The sequence below is a fragment of the Enterobacter sp. RHBSTW-00175 genome (assembly GCF_013927005.1).
GTDB lineage: Bacteria > Pseudomonadota > Gammaproteobacteria > Enterobacterales > Enterobacteriaceae > Enterobacter.
This window is the reverse complement of sequence record NZ_CP055930.1, coordinates 3,738,386-3,756,774: the sequence shown is the minus strand read 5'-3', so window position 1 is coordinate 3,756,774 and position 18,389 is coordinate 3,738,386. Positions and strand designations below refer to the sequence as shown.

At 52.7% G+C, this 18,389-nt stretch carries 21 protein-coding genes; 8 read left to right on the top strand and 13 right to left on the bottom strand.

Annotated elements, in window-relative coordinates:
* Window positions 1–6: 6 nt before the first annotated feature.
* From gspK to gspC, 10 genes are all read right to left on the bottom strand, one after another.
* A complete protein-coding gene (gene gspK / locus HV107_RS17880; RefSeq protein WP_182060191.1) occupies window positions 7–1,017 on the bottom strand; it encodes a type II secretion system minor pseudopilin GspK in 1,011 nt (336 codons plus the stop codon).
* Window positions 1,014–1,676 (bottom strand): type II secretion system minor pseudopilin GspJ, encoded by a 663-nt coding sequence (gene gspJ / locus HV107_RS17875; protein WP_182060190.1) that lies wholly within the window; start codon window positions 1,674–1,676, stop codon window positions 1,014–1,016. Before gspJ ends, gspK begins: the two co-directional genes overlap by 4 nt.
* Window positions 1,673–2,053, bottom strand: coding sequence for a type II secretion system minor pseudopilin GspI (gene gspI, locus HV107_RS17870; protein ID WP_182060189.1), 381 nt, complete (start codon window positions 2,051–2,053; stop codon window positions 1,673–1,675). The genes gspJ and gspI overlap by 4 nt, the downstream gene beginning before the upstream one ends.
* Complete coding sequence (gene gspH, locus HV107_RS17865; protein WP_182060188.1) at window positions 2,046–2,531, bottom strand: type II secretion system minor pseudopilin GspH; 486 nt, start codon at window positions 2,529–2,531, stop codon at window positions 2,046–2,048. Before gspH ends, gspI begins: the two co-directional genes overlap by 8 nt.
* On the bottom strand, window positions 2,531–2,980 hold the full coding sequence (gene gspG / locus HV107_RS17860; protein ID WP_182060187.1) for a type II secretion system major pseudopilin GspG: 450 nt from the start codon (window positions 2,978–2,980) through the stop codon (window positions 2,531–2,533). Before gspG ends, gspH begins: the two co-directional genes overlap by 1 nt.
* 52 nt (window positions 2,981–3,032) lie before the next feature.
* Window positions 3,033–3,730 (bottom strand): IS1-like element IS1B family transposase gene (locus tag HV107_RS17855; protein WP_095033700.1). Its coding sequence is split into 2 segments (ribosomal slippage): window positions 3,033–3,481 and window positions 3,481–3,730, totalling 699 coding nucleotides; the frame shifts between segments, so codons are not numbered across the junction.
* Window positions 3,731–3,758: 28 nt separating this feature from the next.
* Window positions 3,759–4,970, bottom strand: coding sequence for a type II secretion system inner membrane protein GspF (gene gspF, locus HV107_RS17850; RefSeq protein WP_182060186.1), 1,212 nt, complete (start codon window positions 4,968–4,970; stop codon window positions 3,759–3,761).
* Window positions 4,970–6,448, bottom strand: coding sequence for a type II secretion system ATPase GspE (gene gspE / locus HV107_RS17845; protein ID WP_182060185.1), 1,479 nt, complete (start codon window positions 6,446–6,448; stop codon window positions 4,970–4,972). The genes gspF and gspE overlap by 1 nt, the downstream gene beginning before the upstream one ends.
* Window positions 6,449–6,462: 14 nt before the next feature.
* The gene (gspD, locus tag HV107_RS17840) at window positions 6,463–8,391 is read right to left on the bottom strand and encodes a type II secretion system secretin GspD (RefSeq protein WP_182060184.1); all 1,929 of its coding nucleotides are present in this window, start codon (window positions 8,389–8,391) and stop codon (window positions 6,463–6,465) included.
* Between the two features lie 13 nt (window positions 8,392–8,404).
* A complete protein-coding gene (gene gspC / locus HV107_RS17835) occupies window positions 8,405–9,136 on the bottom strand; it encodes a type II secretion system protein GspC (protein ID WP_182060183.1) in 732 nt (243 codons plus the stop codon).
* A 300-nt stretch (window positions 9,137–9,436) separates the two neighbouring features.
* Here gspC and HV107_RS17825 point away from each other — a divergent pair, with 300 nt between their 5' ends.
* Both HV107_RS17825 and HV107_RS17820 read left to right on the top strand, forming a co-directional pair.
* Window positions 9,437–11,014 carry a peptidoglycan-binding protein gene (locus tag HV107_RS17825; protein WP_182060181.1) on the top strand — a complete coding sequence of 526 codons (1,578 nt, stop codon included), beginning with the start codon at window positions 9,437–9,439 and terminating at the stop codon, window positions 11,012–11,014.
* Complete coding sequence (locus HV107_RS17820) at window positions 11,014–11,640, top strand: hypothetical protein (RefSeq protein WP_182060180.1); 627 nt, start codon at window positions 11,014–11,016, stop codon at window positions 11,638–11,640. The genes HV107_RS17825 and HV107_RS17820 overlap by 1 nt, the downstream gene beginning before the upstream one ends.
* Here the strand turns inward: HV107_RS17820 and HV107_RS17815 are convergent, their stop codons facing one another.
* From HV107_RS17815 to HV107_RS17805, 3 genes are all read right to left on the bottom strand, one after another.
* Entirely contained in the window at window positions 11,641–12,264 is a 624-nt protein-coding gene (locus tag HV107_RS17815) for a helix-turn-helix domain-containing protein (RefSeq protein ID WP_182060179.1), read from the bottom strand.
* A gap of 274 nt (window positions 12,265–12,538) precedes the next feature.
* Entirely contained in the window at window positions 12,539–13,369 is an 831-nt protein-coding gene (locus HV107_RS17810) for an N-acetylmuramoyl-L-alanine amidase (protein ID WP_182060178.1), read from the bottom strand.
* Complete coding sequence (locus tag HV107_RS17805) at window positions 13,366–13,689, bottom strand: heavy metal-binding domain-containing protein (protein WP_112012253.1); 324 nt, start codon at window positions 13,687–13,689, stop codon at window positions 13,366–13,368. Before HV107_RS17805 ends, HV107_RS17810 begins: the two co-directional genes overlap by 4 nt.
* A gap of 107 nt (window positions 13,690–13,796) precedes the next feature.
* Between HV107_RS17805 and HV107_RS17800 the strand changes: the two genes are divergently transcribed.
* The 6 genes from HV107_RS17800 to artJ all read left to right on the top strand — a co-directional run bounded on the left by HV107_RS17800 (window position 13,797) and on the right by artJ (window position 18,321).
* Entirely contained in the window at window positions 13,797–14,315 is a 519-nt protein-coding gene (locus tag HV107_RS17800; protein WP_182060177.1) for a lipoprotein, read from the top strand.
* Window positions 14,316–14,541: 226 nt separating this feature from the next.
* Complete coding sequence (gene artP / locus HV107_RS17795) at window positions 14,542–15,270, top strand: arginine ABC transporter ATP-binding protein ArtP (protein ID WP_182060176.1); 729 nt, start codon at window positions 14,542–14,544, stop codon at window positions 15,268–15,270.
* A 19-nt stretch (window positions 15,271–15,289) separates the two neighbouring features.
* Window positions 15,290–16,021 carry an arginine ABC transporter substrate-binding protein ArtI gene (gene artI / locus HV107_RS17790; protein ID WP_182060175.1) on the top strand — a complete coding sequence of 244 codons (732 nt, stop codon included), beginning with the start codon at window positions 15,290–15,292 and terminating at the stop codon, window positions 16,019–16,021.
* A 6-nt stretch (window positions 16,022–16,027) separates the two neighbouring features.
* The gene (artQ, locus tag HV107_RS17785) at window positions 16,028–16,744 is read left to right on the top strand and encodes an arginine ABC transporter permease ArtQ (protein ID WP_182060174.1); all 717 of its coding nucleotides are present in this window, start codon (window positions 16,028–16,030) and stop codon (window positions 16,742–16,744) included.
* The gene (artM, locus tag HV107_RS17780) at window positions 16,744–17,412 is read left to right on the top strand and encodes an arginine ABC transporter permease ArtM (protein WP_182060173.1); all 669 of its coding nucleotides are present in this window, start codon (window positions 16,744–16,746) and stop codon (window positions 17,410–17,412) included. Before artQ ends, artM begins: the two co-directional genes overlap by 1 nt.
* A 177-nt stretch (window positions 17,413–17,589) precedes the next feature.
* Complete coding sequence (artJ, locus tag HV107_RS17775; protein ID WP_182060172.1) at window positions 17,590–18,321, top strand: arginine ABC transporter substrate-binding protein ArtJ; 732 nt, start codon at window positions 17,590–17,592, stop codon at window positions 18,319–18,321.
* The last annotated feature ends 68 nt before the right edge of the window (window positions 18,322–18,389 follow it).

The following is an 18,389-nucleotide window of genomic DNA, read 5'->3' as shown; positions in this document are numbered from 1 at the left end:
CTTTTGTTATTCAATCATTCGGTAACGACGTTGCCACGTCACAATCTCGCCGGCTTCGTTATTAACCTGAAGCTGGCTGACCACGCGAAGCGTTAAATCGTCAGTGTTGCCGGTATAGTTGACGCGAAAATAGCGGCTATTGATGGCTATCTGCTCTGCAACCTGCGGCAAATCGTCTTTTAACTGCGGGAAGTTTTGCTCCAGTGCTTTGCTGAACGCCTCAACGCTTTCCCAGCCCCCTTCGGGACGGGCATCAAGCAGTCGGGCGGCGTCATCTTCCGTTAACTTCCCCGGGAAGAGCGCTGCCAGAACGGCTGCGTTTTCCGGTTTGAGGGTATTCACGTCCACCTTCGCGGCCATGTCTGGCAGCGCGCACAACAGCGTGCTGACTTTCGAATACGCCGATGCGGGGAACGCCGGCAGCAGCTTGATTTCTGCAATGTTGCGCATCATCTGATTCGCGGGCTGCCGCGCCGGGACAACCCCTGCCCAGGCGTCAATTTCAGCACCCTCTTTAACCGTGGTGCTATCACCATCGAGGTAATCCGCCAGCTGGAGATAGACCTCTTCGGCGGAGGTCTGGCTGATACCGCCATCGGTCAGAATTTGCTCAACAATCTGCTCTTTGCGCGGCTTTTCCACCACAGCAGGCGCGTTTTGCGCCTGAGCGGATGTGTCGACGGCCAGCAGGTTATTGACGTTGAAACAGTCCTGCGCATCGTCAACCTGGCTCACCACCGTGTAGTTATCGCCCTGGGTCTCCAGCGGCTGATGCCAGTCACCCTCGGGTGCCAGCGCTTTACTTTCACCGCTGGCATCGGTTTGCAGGGTGTCTTTGACCACCTTCTCCTGCGCCAGCATGGCCCAGCGCAACTGCTGCTGACTCACCTGGTAGTGCGTTTTTTGCAGATTGCGGCAGAACTGCTGGCTGATTTTGGCCGCCAGCGCTGACATCATCACCAGCAGGATCAACACCACCAGCAGGGCAACGCCTCGCTGTTTGTTCACCCGACTCATGGCTCTGCTCCTGTGGCAACCGGCGGCGCCGTTGGTGCTGGCACTGCGCCAGGTGCTGCCGGTGCTTGCTCATCTTTTTTCTCCGGGGCAGCCGCGACCTCAGGCATATCCCCGGGGGTGGTGAATACCCAGCGCCAGGTATTGCCATTTTCCATCGTCAGGCTCAGCTCAACCCCTTCCGGCTGATGGGTGTTATCCGTCCAGCTTTTCTGCCAGCCCTTAAGGTAAAAACGCCACTGCATCGACTTCACCTCATGCACAACGGGCACTTCATCCGGTTTTATATTTTCCGGGCCATCGATAGCGGGCCAGACATCGCGGTACAAAACCCCCTCTTCCAGCCGCCAGCGCACACGCTCCAGCTGCACCGTTCCGCTCACGCCGTTGAGCGTGGTCAATTCGATGGCGTTCTCATCCTGCCGGAACACATCCGGCTCATTACGCGGCGCGCGCGCCTGAAGCTGAAAGAAATCGCGCTCCATCAGGCTCCAGGCGCGCTGAACCTGGTTAAGCTTTGCCGCGCTGGCATCTGTTGCCGAGCTGGTACGCATCGCGCCGTCCAGAATTTGCCAGGCGAGCGTGCTGATCACCGCAAAAATAGTGAGTGCAATCATGATCTCCAGCAGGGTGAAACCGCGCTGACGTTGCGTGTTTTTCACTTGATCTCTCCTGGCGGAATAATACGCAGCGCTATCACCGGCTGGCTTTCATCGCCTTCGGCATAGACGCGGATTTCGTTGGCCCAGACATTGCTGGCGGTTTTTACCCGCTGCTTTTGCCAGTTCCAGCTGCGCCCGCCCATCAGCTCCGTGCCCTGTTCTTCAGCATCCGGGAAATCGCTTTTGCTGAGCTGTGCTTCCGCCAGCTGGTTTTCGGCCACCCAGCTGGCCTGCAATGTTTCGGCAAGGCCGTGGGTAAAGCGCACGTTAAGGGAGACGGAGTTCATCAGCGCCAGCGCGGCGGTGGAGAAGATAACCAGCGCGACCATCACCTCCAGCAGCGTCATGCCTTTTTGCGTCGTTCTGCGTTTAGTCATCGTTCTCCACCGAAACGGGCGCCGCGCCCTGCGACACCACGCGGAAATGGTGCTGTTTATCGTAACTTTGCAACGCAAGCGTAAAACGGCCGATCTCCCCGTCAGGCAGAAAGACGATTTGCGGCTCGGCATCTGTCGTGGCGGCCAGTCGCTGCGGGGAAAGCGAAACGTGCATCTCTTCGGGAAAATCCCCACGGGTGGTAATTCGCCCGGCAGATAATGGCACCCAGTGCCGCTCGCCATTTTTCTCTTCAAGCGTCACCAGCTGATATTTTTCAGCCGTGATAACCAGCCCGACGATATTTCCGTCCATCACTGCACGATCGGAACCATAATCCACAAGGGCTTTTAATTGCTGGCCAAATATATCCGCACCGCTGCGTGACGGTATTGTTGACACCACCATCATGGCGCAACTGGCAAATATCACCAGCGCCAGAATAATTTCCAGCAATGTAAAGCCGCGTTGCTTTTTCATTATTTTGCTTGTTTGTCGAGTGACCAGTTTGTGATGTCATCTGCGGTGTTCGCTTCACCGTCCGGGCCCGCAGAAAATACGTCTACAGCGCCGTGTTCACCCGGGCTGACCAGCAGATAATCACTTCCCCACGGGTCTTGTGGCAGGCGGCGGATATAGCCATCAGCGCGGTAGCCATTTGGGATTGGCGCAATCTCAGGCTTTGTCACCAGTGCCTGCAAGCCTTGTTCGGTGGTTGGATAACGGTGGTTATCCAGCTTATACATATCGAGTGAACCTTCGAGCGCAACAATATCGCTGGTTGCTTTCTGGGCATCCGCTTTTTCTTTATTGCCCATTAAGTTGGGTACGACCATACTCGCCAGAACGCCGAGAATAACAATTACCACCATTAATTCGAGCAAAGTGAAGCCCGCCTGGCGAGCCAGGTTTTTACGTTTTATAGCCATTTAATTAACCTACCATGTTATTAAGTTGCAGAAGCGGGGTAATGACTCCAACTTATTGATAGTGTTTTATGTTCAGATAATGCCCGATGACTTTGTCATGCAGCTCCACCGATTTTGAGAACGACAGCGACTTCCGTCCCAGCCGTGCCAGGTGCTGCCTCAGATTCAGGTTATGCCGCTCAATTCGCTGCGTATATCGCTTGCTGATTACGTGCAGCTTTCCCTTCAGGCGGGATTCATACAGCGGCCAGCCATCCGTCATCCATATCACCACGTCAAAGGGTGACAGCAGGCTCATAAGACGCCCCAGCGTCGCCATAGTGCGTTCACCGAATACGTGCGCAACAACCGTCTTCCGGAGCCTGTCATACGCGTAAAACAGCCAGCGCTGGCGCGATTTAGCCCCGACGTATCCCCACTGTTCGTCCATTTCCGCGCAGACGATGACGTCACTGCCCGGCTGTATGCGCGAGGTTACCGACTGCGGCCTGAGTTTTTTAAATGGCGGAAAATCGTGTTGAGGCCAACGCCCATAATGCGGGCGGTTGCCCGGCATCCAACGCCATTCATGGCCATATCAATGATTTTCTGGTGCGTACCGGGTTGAGAAGCGGTGTAAGTGAACTGCAGTTGCCATGTTTTACGGCAGTGAGAGCAGAGATAGCGCTGATGTCCGGCGGTGCTTTTGCCGTTACGCACCACCCCGTCAGTAGCTGAACAGGAGGGACAGCTGATAGAAACAGAAGCCACTGGAGCACCTCAAAAACACCATCATACACTAAATCAGTAAGTTGGCAGCATCACCCAGAAGCGGTTGTAATATTGACAGCACGATAAATAAAACTATCGTCGCCATTGATACCACCAGCGCCGGTTCAAAAACCGACAGTGTTAATGTAATGCGGTGCTGTAACGCGGATTCCTGGTTTTCTGCCGCGCGATCCATTAAGTTGCCTAATTCACCGCTCTCTTCACCGGAGGCAATCATGTACAGCATGGTTGGCGGGAAGAGTTTCGCCTGTTCCAGTGCCGCATATAATGATGCCCCCTGGCGAACGGTATCGGCCGCCTGCTCCAGGACCTGTCGCGCGCGGAGGTTTTCGATACCATCCATCGCGATATACATCCCCTCCAGCAGCGGGACACTACTCGCCTGTAAAATACTCAGCGTGCGGATGTAGCGGGCGCTGTTAATGGCGCACACCAGCTTTTTAATCGGCGAGCCATTCACCAGCCAGCTGTGCCACAGAAAGCGGTTTTTGCCGTTTCTGATCCAGGCTTTAAACCCGACAAACGCTCCTGCCAGGCTGCCGGCGATATAAATCCCGTAAGCCTGCAAAAAATCACTCACGGCGATAAGCGTGCGGGTGGTTATCGGCAGTTGCTGTTTCATATGGGTGAATTGTTCAATCACCTGCGGTACCACCGCCACCAGCAGAATACTGATCACCGCAATCGCCACCACCGTCAGGGTGATCGGGTAGACCATCGCCTGCGTTAGCTTACTTTTCATTTTCTGGCGCTGTTCGTTGTATTCCGCCAGCTTTTCCAGCACATCGCCCAGATGCCCGGTTTTCTCACCCGCCATCACCAGCGTGCAATAGAGCTTGTCGAAGGTGCGCGGAAACTGGCTAAAAGCGTCAAACAGCGTATGCCCTTCCACCACTTTTTCGCGGATCTCCACCACCATCGACGCCAGCTTTTTGTCTTCCGTCTGTTTCGAAATAGCCTTTAGCGCGCTTTCCAGCGGCAATGCGGCATTGACCAGCGTAGAGAGCTGGCGGGTAAACATCGACAGCACAGGCGTGGAGAGTTTGGCGCCGGTTGCGGCTTTCCCCGCCGCCGCCTTCTCGCGGGTTTCGGTAATACTTACGGGCATTAGCTTCTGTTCACGCAGCATCTGGCGAACCTGCTTTTGCCCCTCGGCCTGCAACGTGCCGCGCCGGGTTTTCCCCGCTGCGTCCGTTGCCGTCCATGCGTAGAAGGCCATCAGTCATCGCCTCCACGTTCGGCGGTGACCCGCATCACTTCTTCAAGTGACGTGACGCCGCTAATCACCTTCAGCAGGCCGTTTTCCCGCAGGCTATAGGCCTGCTTAAAGAGCTGCGTTTCGATGGACATTTCATCTTTATCTTCATGAATGGCACGACGCATGGTGCTGTCTACCACCAGGAATTCATGAATGCCCGCACGTCCCTGATAGCCGCTCTGGCGGCAATGTTCACACCCCACGGCGCGATAAATTGCCTTTGGCGGGGTTTCCATAAAGCTGAACAGTACTTTTTCATTGTCGTCCAGCGGACTGGTCGTGCGGCAGTGAGTACACAGCCGACGCACCAGACGCTGGGCAATGACACCGAGCAACGATGAACCGATTAAAAATGACTCCAGCCCCATATCCCGCAGACGTGTAATCGCACCTGCGGCGCTGTTTGTATGCAGCGTAGACATGACCAGGTGACCGGTTAGCGACGCCTGCACTGCAATTTGCGCAGTTTCGCCGTCACGAATTTCCCCGATCATCACCACATCCGGGTCCTGGCGCAGGATTGCGCGTAGCCCGCGGGCAAAGGTCATGTCCACGCGCGGGTTAACCTGCGTCTGTCCCACCCCTTCCAGCTCATATTCAATCGGGTCTTCTACGGTCAGAATGTTGCGTTCATGGCCATTGAGCGCCGAAAGAATAGCGTACAGGGTGGTACTTTTACCGGAGCCTGTCGGTCCGGTGACCAGGATAATGCCGTGCGGGCGGTCAATCAGCCCTTTTAACTTTTCCAGCTCTTCATCAATCAGGCCGAGCTTGTTGATATCCGGCTTGAGGTTACTTTTATCGAGTAAACGCATGACCACGCGCTCGCCATACTGCGACGGAATGGTGGAAACACGCACGTCGATAGCCTTACGGCCAATACGCAGCGAAATACGGCCATCCTGCGGAAGGCGTTTTTCCGCGATATCGAGTTTTGACATCACCTTGATACGCGAGACCAGCAGCGGCGCGAGTTTTCGCGCGGGTTGCAGTACCGGTCGCAACACGCCATCGACACGAAAACGGATACTCAGCGTGCGTTCGAAAGTTTCGATATGAATATCCGACGCGCCCTCTTTTACCGCCTCGCCAAGAATGGCGTTGATCAGGCGGATCACCGGCGAGTTTTCGTCGTTATCCAGCAGATCCTCGTTATCGGGGATCTCCTCGGTTAACGCCATCAGATCGATATCCGCATCCATGTCGTCAACCAGCTGCTGTGAGACACCGCTGTTCTGTTGCCAGATTTTCGCCAGCATCTCTTCAAATGATTCCGGCGTCAGGGTCACGGGAACAAAAGAACGTCCCAGTACCCGGCGCATTTCCAGCAGCGCAAACGCCGGTACATCGTCACGGACATAGACATCGTCGTTGTAAAACAGGATGCCGTTGTCTTTCGCGTAGCTGCCGCTGCACAGAAATTTACTCAGTTCGTCCACGTTACGCCCCTGCCTTACTCTTTAAACGGATTGCGCGAGGTAGTGGTGCTACTGGTTTTCACCGGTGCAACGCCGCTCTGTTCAGGGAAAGAAGGCAACACGGCGTTATCCGTGGGGGCAACAATGCCCAGTTTCTTCTCTTCAATACGCTGCTGCTGGCGCGCACGCATCTGGTCGTAACGTTCTTTGGTTGCCGCGCTGTAGTTGTCGTCATCACGCAGAACGGTGGTATGGATGAAGACCATCAGATTGCGCTTAGAGGTATCTTGCGAGGTGTAGCGGAAAAGCTGCCCCACCAGCGGGATATCGCCCAGCAGCGGCACTTTCGATACCGACTGTTTGGTGACGTTTTCCATCAGACCGCCCAGTACAACCGTCTGGCCACTGTGCACCATCACTTCGTTATTGATGGTGCGCGTGTTGAAGGTTGGGCCGAGGCTGGCATCTTCCGTGGCGCTGTTATCCACGCTGGACACTTCCTGTTCAATCTTCAGGTGAATCATGTCGCCGTCGTTGATTTGCGGAACAATCTTCAGCTTCGTGCCGACCGTTTTACGTTCAACGGAGTTAAAGACATTATCGCCGCTGGTAGTCTGCGAGCCGGAAAGCACCGGTACATCCTGGCCGACGTTGAACGAGGCTTCTTTGTTATCCAGCGTCACCACGCTCGGTGTGGAAAGAATGTCGTTTTTGCCTTCGGTAGAGAGTGCCGTCATCAGCGCACCGAAATCGCCGTTGAAGAATCCGGTTGCCATACCGGTGAAGCTCACCCCTTTCAGGTTGCCATTCTTCACCTGGCTTATCGGTAAGCCCGTGGACCCAAACTGTACCCCACCGTGTTTACCCGTCCACTGCACGCCAAGATCCAGTCCGTTTCCGTCCTGGACTTCAGCAATGATCGCCTCGACCAGTACCTGTGGACGACGAATATCGAGCTTGTCGATCACCTTCTCCAGCGAGCTCATAACGTTTGGCTGGGCGGTGATCACCAGCGAGTTGGTGGATTCATCAGCCGTAATATTCAGATCTGTTGTCGCAGTGGCGGTTTTCGCTTTTGCCGCCCCCGCTTTGTCTTTCAGCTGTTCGCCAATCCCGGTTAAAACCGGAACCACTTTGGCGGCATTGGCATACTTGAGGTAGAACACACGCGTGTTACCTTCGTTATTCTGCTCGCGATCCAGCTGGCCGATAAGCGAGCGGGTACGTGCCCGTGCACCTTCCGACCCGCTGATAACCAGGCTGTTGGTTTCGTCATCTGCCACCACTTTGGTCGCCAACTGCGGCGCGTTTTGCCCTTTCTGCTCTTCGTTGTTGAGGTTGTTCAACATGTCGGAAAGCTCTTTGGCCGAGGCATAACGCAGTGGGACAATTTCACGGCGCTGCATTCCGGAGCGATCGACGCGCTCAACCAGATCCACCAGGCGGTTCACCACCGAGGCTTTACCGGTTAATAACAGCACATTAGACGGCTCGAAATGCACCACGTTGCCAATGCCCGAGGCATCGTTGAGCTGGCGCAGAAGCGGAGCCAGTTCACGCACAGGCACATTTTCCATGCGCACAACGCGGGTGATAATTTCATCCCCTTTGCCCGGATTTTTACTGTCGGCAATCGGGGCCCCTGCGGTACGCGCCACGCTTGAGCGCACCACTTTCACCATACCGTTATCCATCGGGATCACCGACAAACCGTACAGATCCAGCACGCTCAGGAAGAACTGGTAGTACTCATCTTCCGTCAGCACGTTATAGGTTCTGACGGATACCGTTCCCTGAACGGAAGGATCGACCAGAATAGTTTTATTTAAATTACGACCTACCGTATCGATAAATTCACGAATATCGGTATTTTTAAAACTGGCGCTAAAGTTTGCTGCAAACAGCGAACCGGAATATAACGACAATGCGGTAAGCGCCACGCACGCCCATGGAAATTTCTTCATGTCTGTACACTTGTTAATTGTTTAGAACATTAATCCGAATATTTTCAAGGTGAGCATGACGCCTGACGACGACCTCCGCCTCTTTCATTTTCGACCAGTTAGCAATAATACTTTTCGCCTGTGACGCTTCGGTCATATCGACTGAATTAATTTTCACCGCCACATCTCCCTTTTCCAGCCCGGTATGGCTGTAGAAAGATGATACGTTCCGTGGATTAAGGTTATAGCCTTCCAGCTGGCCTTTTTCGATTAACGGCTTTAATACCAGATAATCATCAAGATGCAGGCTGTCAGCGCCAGCATCTTTTGTCGATTTGGTTACCGGGCCGCTATCTACGCCCCCTTTAAAGTAATCAGGTTTCTTTAATGCCAATACCTGCGTAGTACCTTCGTAATTAACCACCACATTATCTTTATTAATCTCTTCGATAAAAGCACCATTAAAACCGCTGAGCGTCTCGCCTTCTCGGTAGCTTTTTTGCCCGCCAGACGTCTTGATCATGGCAAAGGAAAGCCAGGCGTCGTCACTGCTTACGATGCCTTCAACCTCTGCAGCCAGCGGTGTTTTTACCGCTTGCGACTGGTTAACCTGGCGTATCGCAGCCGTAAAAAGTGCAAAGTTTTTATCTTCACGGCGACTTTTTTTGGGCTGTTTATCAGCATTAGCTAACTTGGTGGTAACTTTTTTATAATCTTTAATGATGACGTACCCTTGCTGACCACAAAAAATCAGCAATACAAACATAATACAGGGCGTAATCAACCGGGAAAGAAATGAGAACCTCATTATTCATCTGGCCTTTAGCAAAGCGAAAATAAGCAGCAGCGTGCTGCGCCAATATGTGATGCAAATAATAGTCAGGCGGTTCGTTATCGACTACTGGCATTGCCATTAACTTTCATACAGAAAAATATTGACCGTTAAAAAACCAGATGTTAAGGCGTATCAGGAGGTTATTTTTACCCTGTTTGTAAATTGACCGGAACCCCGGCTTACCTTACTTTTCGCACCATTGCTATTCATATAAAGAGCCGGTAAGACGTTATGTATCAGAGTCATTTCAACTTTCACACTCCGCCATTCAGAAAAGTCACTCGCCTGTCAGGCGACTTTTTCGTTCCCTATCACCAGGATGTATTTAACCTGTTGAAAGAAAAAACCCGGCAGGTGGGGGTAACTGGACTCTTTTGCAACGATGCTCAACTGACCCGTCAGTTTGGTGATGCCTTAAAGAAAGGCGACCAGACAGTCCTGGCAATTAATGCCTTCCCGAAACTGAGCGCCAGCAGCCTGCTGTATAAACTCAACCCTGGCACCAAAGAGAGTGCGTCCCGTATTCAGGCGATTGATATGGTACTGGGCCACTGGCAGCAGGCGTCATCCTCGCGCAGAGCAACGCATCAGGTGCTGGTGATTTCGCATATCGAAGCAATGAAAGAGAGCTGTCATGATCTGCTCGCTATGTTGTTGACCCGTGCTCAGGAGCGCGAGATTTCGTTGTCAGTGGTACTGATGGGCGCAGCCGAACAGGAAGCTCACCTGCTGGCGCAGTCCGGTCTTCGGGAATATGTGCATACGCACCACGCTCTCCGGGCGCTGACCTGCCGCGAATTTCTCAGTTATGTGCAGGCTCAGTGTGAAGAGCATGGCGCTGAAACATCCCCTTTGGCTCCTGCCCGCGTGCGTAAATTTCACGCGTTGACCAAAGGCAACATCAGTAAACTGAATGAACTTGCCCATCTGTCGATGCTGGCCGCATGGACAGAACGCGCTCCGATGGTTGGGCCGCGCCATTTACGCCTCGCGGCAGGCGAAGCCCTTCCGCCAGTGAGCCACCGTAAACAGCTGGCCACCGTTGGATTGTTTGCCTCTGTACTCTTCGCCGCCTGCGGCTGGTATCTGACATCCACCCTTAGCGCAAAACTGCCTGTTCAGCTGCCCGTTCCGGCAAGCTGGAAACAACAAAAACCGCAGGTAAAAATGCCGGTGGCTCCTGCAATTGATGGCGAAATGGTTAACCAGCCGGATGCAATGCATCAGCTGTATCTCATGTGGGGTTACGATGCCTCGGCAGAGGATGCGCTGTGCCAGAACGCCGCGAAGGTGAACCTGATGTGCAAACAAGGCAGTGCCCCGGTGGCAGAGCTGGCACAGGAGGGTTACCCGTGGGTGAGTGAACTGAAAACCGGCAATCATCTTAACTATGCCGTTGTTGCCCGCGCCGGGAATGACTCCATGGATCTGTTAATGAATAACCGCACCTGGCAGGTGAGCCGCAGCTGGTTCAACCAACATGCCACCGGGAATTACACCCAGCTGCACCGTCTGACGCCCGCAGGTAAAGATGAGATCAGCGCAGCCAGCAGCAATAAAGATATTGCGTGGCTCGACAGCCAGCTGAGCCAGGCGCTTTCCCGCCCGGAAACACAAGCCCAAAGCTGGACGGCAGAACTAATGCAACGCACCCGTATTTTCCAGCAACAAATGAACCTGCACGTAGATGGTATTCCAGGTGAAGACACGCTGATGCAACTGATGCGTGTGACCAACACGACCCCCAGCGTACTTATTCAGGCATCTCAGCCAGCCGCCGGGGCGAAAACGCAGGAGAAACAATCATAATGTCCACGATATGTCTTGCGGCCCAGCGCAGTTACACCACCGGGGAAGCCGTCTGGTTTTCGTATCGTTTTCCCGACGTTAAAAAGATCGCTGGCCTATTCCTGTTATGGATAGTGGGTTTGTGCGCCATGCTGATAACCGGGCTTTATGCCCACACTTACTGGAACCTGCGACACCCGGCACCTGAGCCGGTAAAAGTGAGCATCGCAAAGCCGGAAACCCAACTTTCAGATATGCATTATGTGTATGTAAGCAAACCGTTCCCGCAACCGAAACCGGCACCTCAGCATGAAAGTGCGCATCTGCCGGCAATGCAGGATCTGCCGCTCAATAGCGATGATGCCGACTGGCAACAAGCACCGGATGGCAATGTTGCTCATGACACTTCACGGGATACCTTGCCAGGAACAGAAGCGCATGATATTGCCTCCGACAGTGCGGATAATAACGATGCATCATTAAAAGAATTATTTAAGCAGGCATTGCAGGAACAACAGCAGGATTACTCGCAGGGGAAAATTCCCGCGCCGCCCGTTGACGAAACGCAGGATATTTCACAAAAACACAGCATTAATAAAGAGATAAAACAGTCTCCTTTAGTTAAGAAAGGAGATCGGCTGGAATAATCAATATTTTTCTGGCAATGATGTCATATTAATCAGGCGACCTTTCTCGACAACAATATATTGTCCTTTTTTCAGGTCTGAGAGGATTTTAATAATGGTACTCCGCGCCAGGTTGGTGTATTCCTGAATGTAATCATAAACGTTGATATCACGTTGATGATTTACAATCAGTTCATTGATCTCAAGTAAAAATTCGCGGACAACGGAATAGGCACTGCGGGCAACCAGCACGTCATCGCGCTTGCTCAGCAGGCAGATATACCATGAGAGCACTTTGGTAAGCTCAGGCCACAGGTTTTTCTCTGTCATCAGGCGTGCAAAATCGTCTTTTTTGATAGAGCGCACTACCGTGTTTGCTCGCACCAGGCCGTACATATGAGAGGAGTTATAAAAAATAGCTGACAGACCAAAAATGCACTGCCCTTGTAATGTAAACATGCACAGCTCGTCAGATGCACGGCGGAACTCAACTTCACCGCTGACGATAACATGAATATACTCAGAATCTACCGTCGAGATTTTCTGCCATTTCTTTAACGTTTTTTCTTCATACGATGACGTTGCAGAAATAATGGTTTCCATTTCATCGTGTGGACGCAGTTTTTTACCGTAAATGCTTAACATTGTTATACCCGTTTAAGATGATTAAATTATTAATATAGAATACACATGCCAGTGAATTAAATTACCCGGCGTATTATTGAATCAAAACCAGGATCAGTTACTGAAAATAGACAATAAGTATTAACGTAATCCCTGAAGATGCTTAGCAAGCTATGTGTCTATATTAAACTCGGGTAATTTTAAGTCAATTAACTATAAATTAATTGAGATTGAACTTAAGATTAATCTCAAGCAAGTGATGGAAAAGTGTAAGAATTCGGGTGATACCGAAGGATCACCCCTGCCCGTATTTCTCTAAAAGCGCTTCGGCAATAGCCATTGTTTCTATATCAGCTACACCATCCCAGCGTTGTGGGCGGAAATGCATCTGAAATACCGTAATCACCCGTTTTTGCTGAGCCTCGGTACTATTTTCCGGGACCTCATAACCGTAACGCGCGAGTAAATCCAGCAACGCGGTAGTTTCCACTGGCTGAGAAGGTGGCCGTCCATTGATATAGAACGCGACGCGCGCCGGATCGGGCCATGCGCCAATACCCTGCTGCGCAAGCTCACGCCACGGGAACAGCGGGCCTGGGTCGTCTTTGCGCTGTGGGGCAATATCGGAATGCGCGACCACGTTTTCCGGTTTGATGTGGTAACGGGCAATAATGTCTTTCACAAGCGGGATAAGCGCGGCAATTTGCGCCGGTTCAAACGGCGTGAACGTTTTATTTCCGCCCGTTTTCTGCCAGCCGCGGTTTTCCAGCTCAATCCCCACAGAGGTATCATTTATACGGTTCGTGCCACGCCAGAAGCTAATACCCGCGTGCCAGGCAAGCTCACTCTCCGGCACCAGTTGCCAGATGCGCGGTTTACCGTCAGGTGCGGGAGGATGTGCGGGGATCAAATAATGTGAGCTGACGTTTTTATCCGTCAGTGTTGCCAGCGAGCTGTCAAAATCATCGGCGGTGTAGTGAATAACCAACACCTTAATACGCGGATACGCGGCCTGCGCCTGGTGGCGGGTATCCAGCTCATATGCGCCTTTATCGACAATGCCTTTTTCAGTGGCACACCCTGCCAGCAACAGCGCCAGCAGGAGCGTGGAGAGCAAACGCTTCATCGGCGGGTTTTCACCGCCGTGCCGCTGACGCTCACCATCAGCATACTGGCATCTTTGCCTACCGTTTCGTAGTCGATATCAATCCCGACAACCGCATCAGCGCCCAGCGCTTTGGCCTGCTCGCCCAGCTCTTTGAACGCAATTTCGCGCGCTTTACGCAGCTCTTTTTCATATGCGCCAGAGCGCCCGCCGACGATGTCGCGGATACCGGCAAAAAAGTCGCGGAAGATATTCGCGCCCAGAATGGCTTCGCCCGTTACCACACCGCAATACTCGATAATCGGCTGCCCTTCCAGGGTTGGCGTTGTTGAAAACTGCATCGTTTCTCTCCTTCTTTAGCGTTCAATGCCTTAGGGTGCAACTCAGCCAGCATTATCGGTTCGTTACGCTATGATTGAAAGGATAGTTAATAAATAAGGAAATCAACATGCGCTACTCTGCTTTAACGCTTTTAGTGCCATGCGCGCTGGTGCTCAGCGCCTGCACCACGACGGTTACACCGGCTTTTAAGGATATCGGAACGCGCAGCGGCCCCTGCATAGACGGTGGTCCGGATACTGTGGCACAGCAGTTCTATGATTATCGTATTCAGCACCGCAATAATGACATTACCGCGCTGCGCCCGTATCTGAGCGATGGTCTGGCGAAACTGCTGAATGATGCAAGTCGCGATCCGCAGCATAATACGTTGCTGAAAGACGATCCCTTCTCCAGCCGCACAACGCTCCCTGACAGCGCCGAAGTCGCCAGCGCATCCACCATTCCTAATACCGATGCGCGAAACATTCCTCTGCGCGTGAAGCTCACCCAGGGAACCCAATCCTGGCAGGATGAAGTGCTGATGATCCGCGAAGGACAGTGCTGGGCTATCGACGACGTACGCTACGTGGGCGGCAGTGTTCATGCCCCGGCAGGCACGCTGCGCCAGTCGATTGAGAACCGCTAAACCATCCGTTATAAAATTGTTAACCCCGTAAAATGTACGGCATTTCATGCGGAATGCCGACATTTATACTCGCCGCCATTGCCCTTCGCTATTTTGTGCTATGTTTAGAAGGTATTACGGGTTATATTTAACTTTTAACGCATAAATATTGCATAACTATTCTGTCAACGGTACTATCTGCGGCCTCAATTGCTATAGATTGCCTGGATGAGTAAAGACTGCCCCGATGAGTATTAAACTAAACGGCATTAACTGCTTCTACGGCGCACACCAGGCGCTGTTCGACATCACGCTGAACTGCCCAGAGGGCGAAACGCTGGTTTTGCTCGGCCCAAGCGGCGCAGGCAAAAGCTCCCTTCTGCGTGTCCTCAATCTGCTTGAAATGCCTCGTTCAGGTACGCTGGCGATTGCCGGTAACCACTTTGATTTCGCGAAAACGCCGTCTGATAAAGCCATTCGCGAACTGCGTCAGAACGTGGGAATGGTGTTTCAGCAATACAATCTTTGGCCGCACCTGACCGTACTGCAAAACCTGATTGAAGCGCCTTGTCGCGTGCTCGGTTTAAGCAAAGAACAGGCGATGGCTCGTGCCGAAAAACTGCTGGAACGTCTGCGTCTTAAGCCTTACAGCGATCGTTATCCGCTGCACCTTTCCGGTGGTCAGCAGCAGCGTGTGGCCATTGCCCGCGCACTGATGATGGAACCGGCCGTGCTGCTGTTTGATGAGCCGACCGCGGCACTCGACCCGGAAATCACCGCCCAGATCGTGAGCATCATCCGTGAACTGGCGGAAACCAACATTACGCAGGTTATCGTAACCCATGAAGTGGAAGTGGCGCGCAAAACCGCCAGCCGCGTGGTCTACATGGAAAACGGATTTATCGTCGAGCAAGGCGATGCGAGCTGCTTCACAAATCCACAAACCGATGCCTTTAAAAATTACTTATCTCACTGATGTGTTAGGGAAAATGATAATGAAAAAAGTATTGATTGCAGCGCTGCTTGCGAGCGTCAGCCTTTCCGCTACCGCAGCCCAGACTATTCGTTTCGCCACTGAAGCGTCTTATCCTCCGTTTGAATCCATCGATGCGAACAACAAAATTGTTGGCTTCGATGTCGATCTGGCTAACGCCCTGTGTAAAGAGATCGATGCAACCTGCACCTTCAGCAACCAGGCGTTCGACAGCCTGATCCCAAGCCTGAAGTTCCGCCGTATTGATGCCGTAATGGCGGGCATGGACATCACCCCTGAGCGTGAAAAACAGGTTCTGTTCTCTACTCCTTACTATGACAACTCTGCCCTGTTCATTGGTCAAAAAGGAAAATACACCTCCGTTGATCAGCTGAAAGGCAAGAAAGTGGGCGTGCAGAACGGCACAACTCACCAGAAATTCATCATGGATAAACATCCGGAAATCACCACCGTTCCTTACGATAGCTATCAAAACGCGAAGCTGGATCTGCAAAATGGCCGCATCGATGGCGTATTTGGTGATACCGCCGTGGTAACTGAGTGGCTGAAAGCGAACGACAAGCTGGCCTCTGTGGGCGACAAAGTGACGGATAAAGATTACTTCGGCACCGGCCTGGGTATCGCAGTTCGCCAGGGCAACACCGAATTGCAGCAGAAATTCAACGCCGCTCTGGAAAAAGTGAAAAAAGACGGCACTTACGAAACCATCTACAAAAAATGGTTCCAGAAGTAATTCCTGATGAATGAAATTTTTCCTTTAGCAAGCGCCGCCGGGATGACCGTCGGCCTTGCCGTTTGCGCACTCATTATCGGCCTGGTGCTGGCGATGTTCTTCGCGGTGTGGGAATCAGCTAAATGGTTCCCCGTCGCCTGGACGGGCTCAGCGCTGGTGACCGTGCTGCGTGGACTACCCGAGATTCTGGTGGTCCTGTTCATCTATTTCGGCTCCTCGCAGCTGCTGCTGATGCTGTCAGATGGCTTCACCATCAATCTTGGTGTGGTACAGATCCCGATTCAGATGCAGATTGAGAATTTTGACGTCAGCCCGTTCCTGTGCGGCGTGATCGCGCTCTCCCTGCTCTACTCTGCCTATGCGTCGCAGACGCTGCGCGGCGCGCTAAAAGCGGTGCCTCAGGGGCAGTGGGAATCCGGCCAGGCACTGGGGTTGTCGAAATCCGCCATCTTCTTCCGTCTGGTGATGCCGCAGATGTGGCGCCATGCCCTACCGGGGCTGGGTAATCAGTGGCTGGTTCTGCTGAAAGATACGGCGCTGGTGAGCCTTATCAGCGTGAACGATTTGATGCTGCAAACCAAAAGTATCGCGACCCGTACCCAGGAGCCGTTTACCTGGTACATTGTGGCCGCCGCTATCTACCTGGTGATCACGTTGCTGAGTCAGTACATCCTTAAGCGTATTGACCTGCGTGCAACGCGTTTTGAACGGAGACCAGGCTGATGCTTGAGTATTTACCCGAGCTGATGAAAGGGCTGCACACCAGCCTGACGCTGACGGTGGCGTCCATCATCGTGGCTCTGATCCTGGCGCTTATTTTTACCATCATCCTGACGCTGAAAACGCCAGTGCTGGTGTGGATTGTGCGCGGCTACATCACCCTGTTTACCGGTACGCCACTGCTGGTGCAGATCTTCCTGATTTACTACGGGCCAGGGCAGTTCCCGTCATTACAGGACTATCCGGTTATCTGGCATCTGCTCTCCGAACCGTGGCTGTGCGCCCTGATTGCACTTTCGCTGAACAGCGCGGCCTATACCACGCAGCTGTTTTACGGTGCGATCCGTGCGATCCCGGAAGGGCAATGGCAATCCTGCGGTGCGCTGGGGATGAGCAAGAAAGACACGCTGGCTATCCTGCTGCCGTATGCGTTTAAACGTGCGCTCTCGTCGTATTCCAACGAAGTGGTGCTGGTATTCAAGAGTACCTCTCTGGCCTACACCATCACGCTGATGGAAGTGATGGGCCACGGGCAGCTCCTGTATGGACGCACTTACGATGTCATGGTGTTTGGCGCAGCGGGCCTGGTGTATCTGGTGGTGAATGGTTTGCTGACGTTGATGATGCGTTTAATCGAGCGCAAAGCGCTGGCGTTTGAACGCCGTAATTAAATCATCTTTTGCATAATCACAAATCAAGAAGACGGGCAAGTCTAAACACTGCCCGTCTTTTTTTATTTATAAAATAATATTTAATCATTTTTATTGCATATAAATTCAATCACTGGCATTGTACGTCCATGCCGCAGACACGGCGCATAAGACAGATTGACAGACGGGAGTATTAAAATGAAAAAGTTAGTTCTGGCCGCATTACTGGCAACTTTCGCCGCTGGCGCAGCAGCCGCAGATAAAATCAATTTCGGCGTATCGGCCACTTACCCACCTTTTGAATCCCTGGATGCCAGCAACCAGATCGTCGGTTTCGATATCGACCTGGCAAAAGCGCTGTGCAAACAGATGCAGGCCGACTGCACTTTCACCAACCACGCCTTTGACAGCCTGATCCCGTCGCTGAAATTCAAAAAATACGACGCGGTGATCTCCGGTATGGATATCACGCCAGAGCGTAGCAAGCAGGTTTCCTTTACCGACCCGTACTACGCGAACTCCGCCGTGGTGATTGCGAAGAAAGGTGCTTATAAATCCTTTGACGAGCTGAAAGGCAAACGCATCGGTATGGAAAACGGCACCACGCACCAGAAATACCTTCAGGACAAACATCCTGAAGTGAAAACCGTGGCCTATGACAGCTACCAGAATGCGATTATCGACCTGAAAAACGGCCGTATTGATGGCGTGTTTGGTGACACCGCCGTGGTGAACGAGTGGCTGAAAACCAACCCGCAGCTGGGTACAGCAACCGAGAAAGTGACCGATCCACAGTACTTCGGCACCGGTCTGGGTATCGCGGTTCGCCCGGATAACAAAGCATTGCTGGAAAAACTGAACGGCGCCCTGAAAGCGATTAAAGCTGACGGCACTTATCAGAAAATCAGCGAGCAGTGGTTCCCGCAGTAATCGTTTTTGCCGGGTGACGGCTGCACCTTACCCGGCCTACGGGGGGAATTGTAGGCCGGATAAGCGCA

What these genes read in the sequence shown, in the direction of transcription:
- gspK (WP_182060191.1), bottom strand. Translation starts at nt 1,017, where the DNA reads ATGAGTCGGGTGAACAAACAGCGAGGCGTTGCCCTGCTGGTGGTGTTG.
- gspI (WP_182060189.1), bottom strand. Translation starts at nt 2,053, where the DNA reads ATGACTAAACGCAGAACGACGCAAAAAGGCATGACGCTGCTGGAGGTG.
- gspH (WP_182060188.1), bottom strand. Translation starts at nt 2,531, where the DNA reads ATGAAAAAGCAACGCGGCTTTACATTGCTGGAAATTATTCTGGCGCTG.
- gspG (WP_182060187.1), bottom strand. Translation starts at nt 2,980, where the DNA reads ATGGCTATAAAACGTAAAAACCTGGCTCGCCAGGCGGGCTTCACTTTG.
- gspF (WP_182060186.1), bottom strand. Translation starts at nt 4,970, where the DNA reads ATGGCCTTCTACGCATGGACGGCAACGGACGCAGCGGGGAAAACCCGG.
- gspD (WP_182060184.1), bottom strand. Translation starts at nt 8,391, where the DNA reads ATGAAGAAATTTCCATGGGCGTGCGTGGCGCTTACCGCATTGTCGTTA.
- gspC (WP_182060183.1), bottom strand. Translation starts at nt 9,136, where the DNA reads ATGTTTGTATTGCTGATTTTTTGTGGTCAGCAAGGGTACGTCATCATT.
- HV107_RS17825 (WP_182060181.1), top strand. Translation starts at nt 9,437, where the DNA reads ATGTATCAGAGTCATTTCAACTTTCACACTCCGCCATTCAGAAAAGTC.
- HV107_RS17820 (WP_182060180.1), top strand. Translation starts at nt 11,014, where the DNA reads ATGTCCACGATATGTCTTGCGGCCCAGCGCAGTTACACCACCGGGGAA.
- HV107_RS17815 (WP_182060179.1), bottom strand. Translation starts at nt 12,264, where the DNA reads ATGTTAAGCATTTACGGTAAAAAACTGCGTCCACACGATGAAATGGAA.
- HV107_RS17810 (WP_182060178.1), bottom strand. Translation starts at nt 13,369, where the DNA reads ATGAAGCGTTTGCTCTCCACGCTCCTGCTGGCGCTGTTGCTGGCAGGG.
- HV107_RS17805 (WP_112012253.1), bottom strand. Translation starts at nt 13,689, where the DNA reads ATGCAGTTTTCAACAACGCCAACCCTGGAAGGGCAGCCGATTATCGAG.
- HV107_RS17800 (WP_182060177.1), top strand. Translation starts at nt 13,797, where the DNA reads ATGCGCTACTCTGCTTTAACGCTTTTAGTGCCATGCGCGCTGGTGCTC.
- artP (WP_182060176.1), top strand. Translation starts at nt 14,542, where the DNA reads ATGAGTATTAAACTAAACGGCATTAACTGCTTCTACGGCGCACACCAG.
- artI (WP_182060175.1), top strand. Translation starts at nt 15,290, where the DNA reads ATGAAAAAAGTATTGATTGCAGCGCTGCTTGCGAGCGTCAGCCTTTCC.
- artQ (WP_182060174.1), top strand. Translation starts at nt 16,028, where the DNA reads ATGAATGAAATTTTTCCTTTAGCAAGCGCCGCCGGGATGACCGTCGGC.
- artM (WP_182060173.1), top strand. Translation starts at nt 16,744, where the DNA reads ATGCTTGAGTATTTACCCGAGCTGATGAAAGGGCTGCACACCAGCCTG.
- artJ (WP_182060172.1), top strand. Translation starts at nt 17,590, where the DNA reads ATGAAAAAGTTAGTTCTGGCCGCATTACTGGCAACTTTCGCCGCTGGC.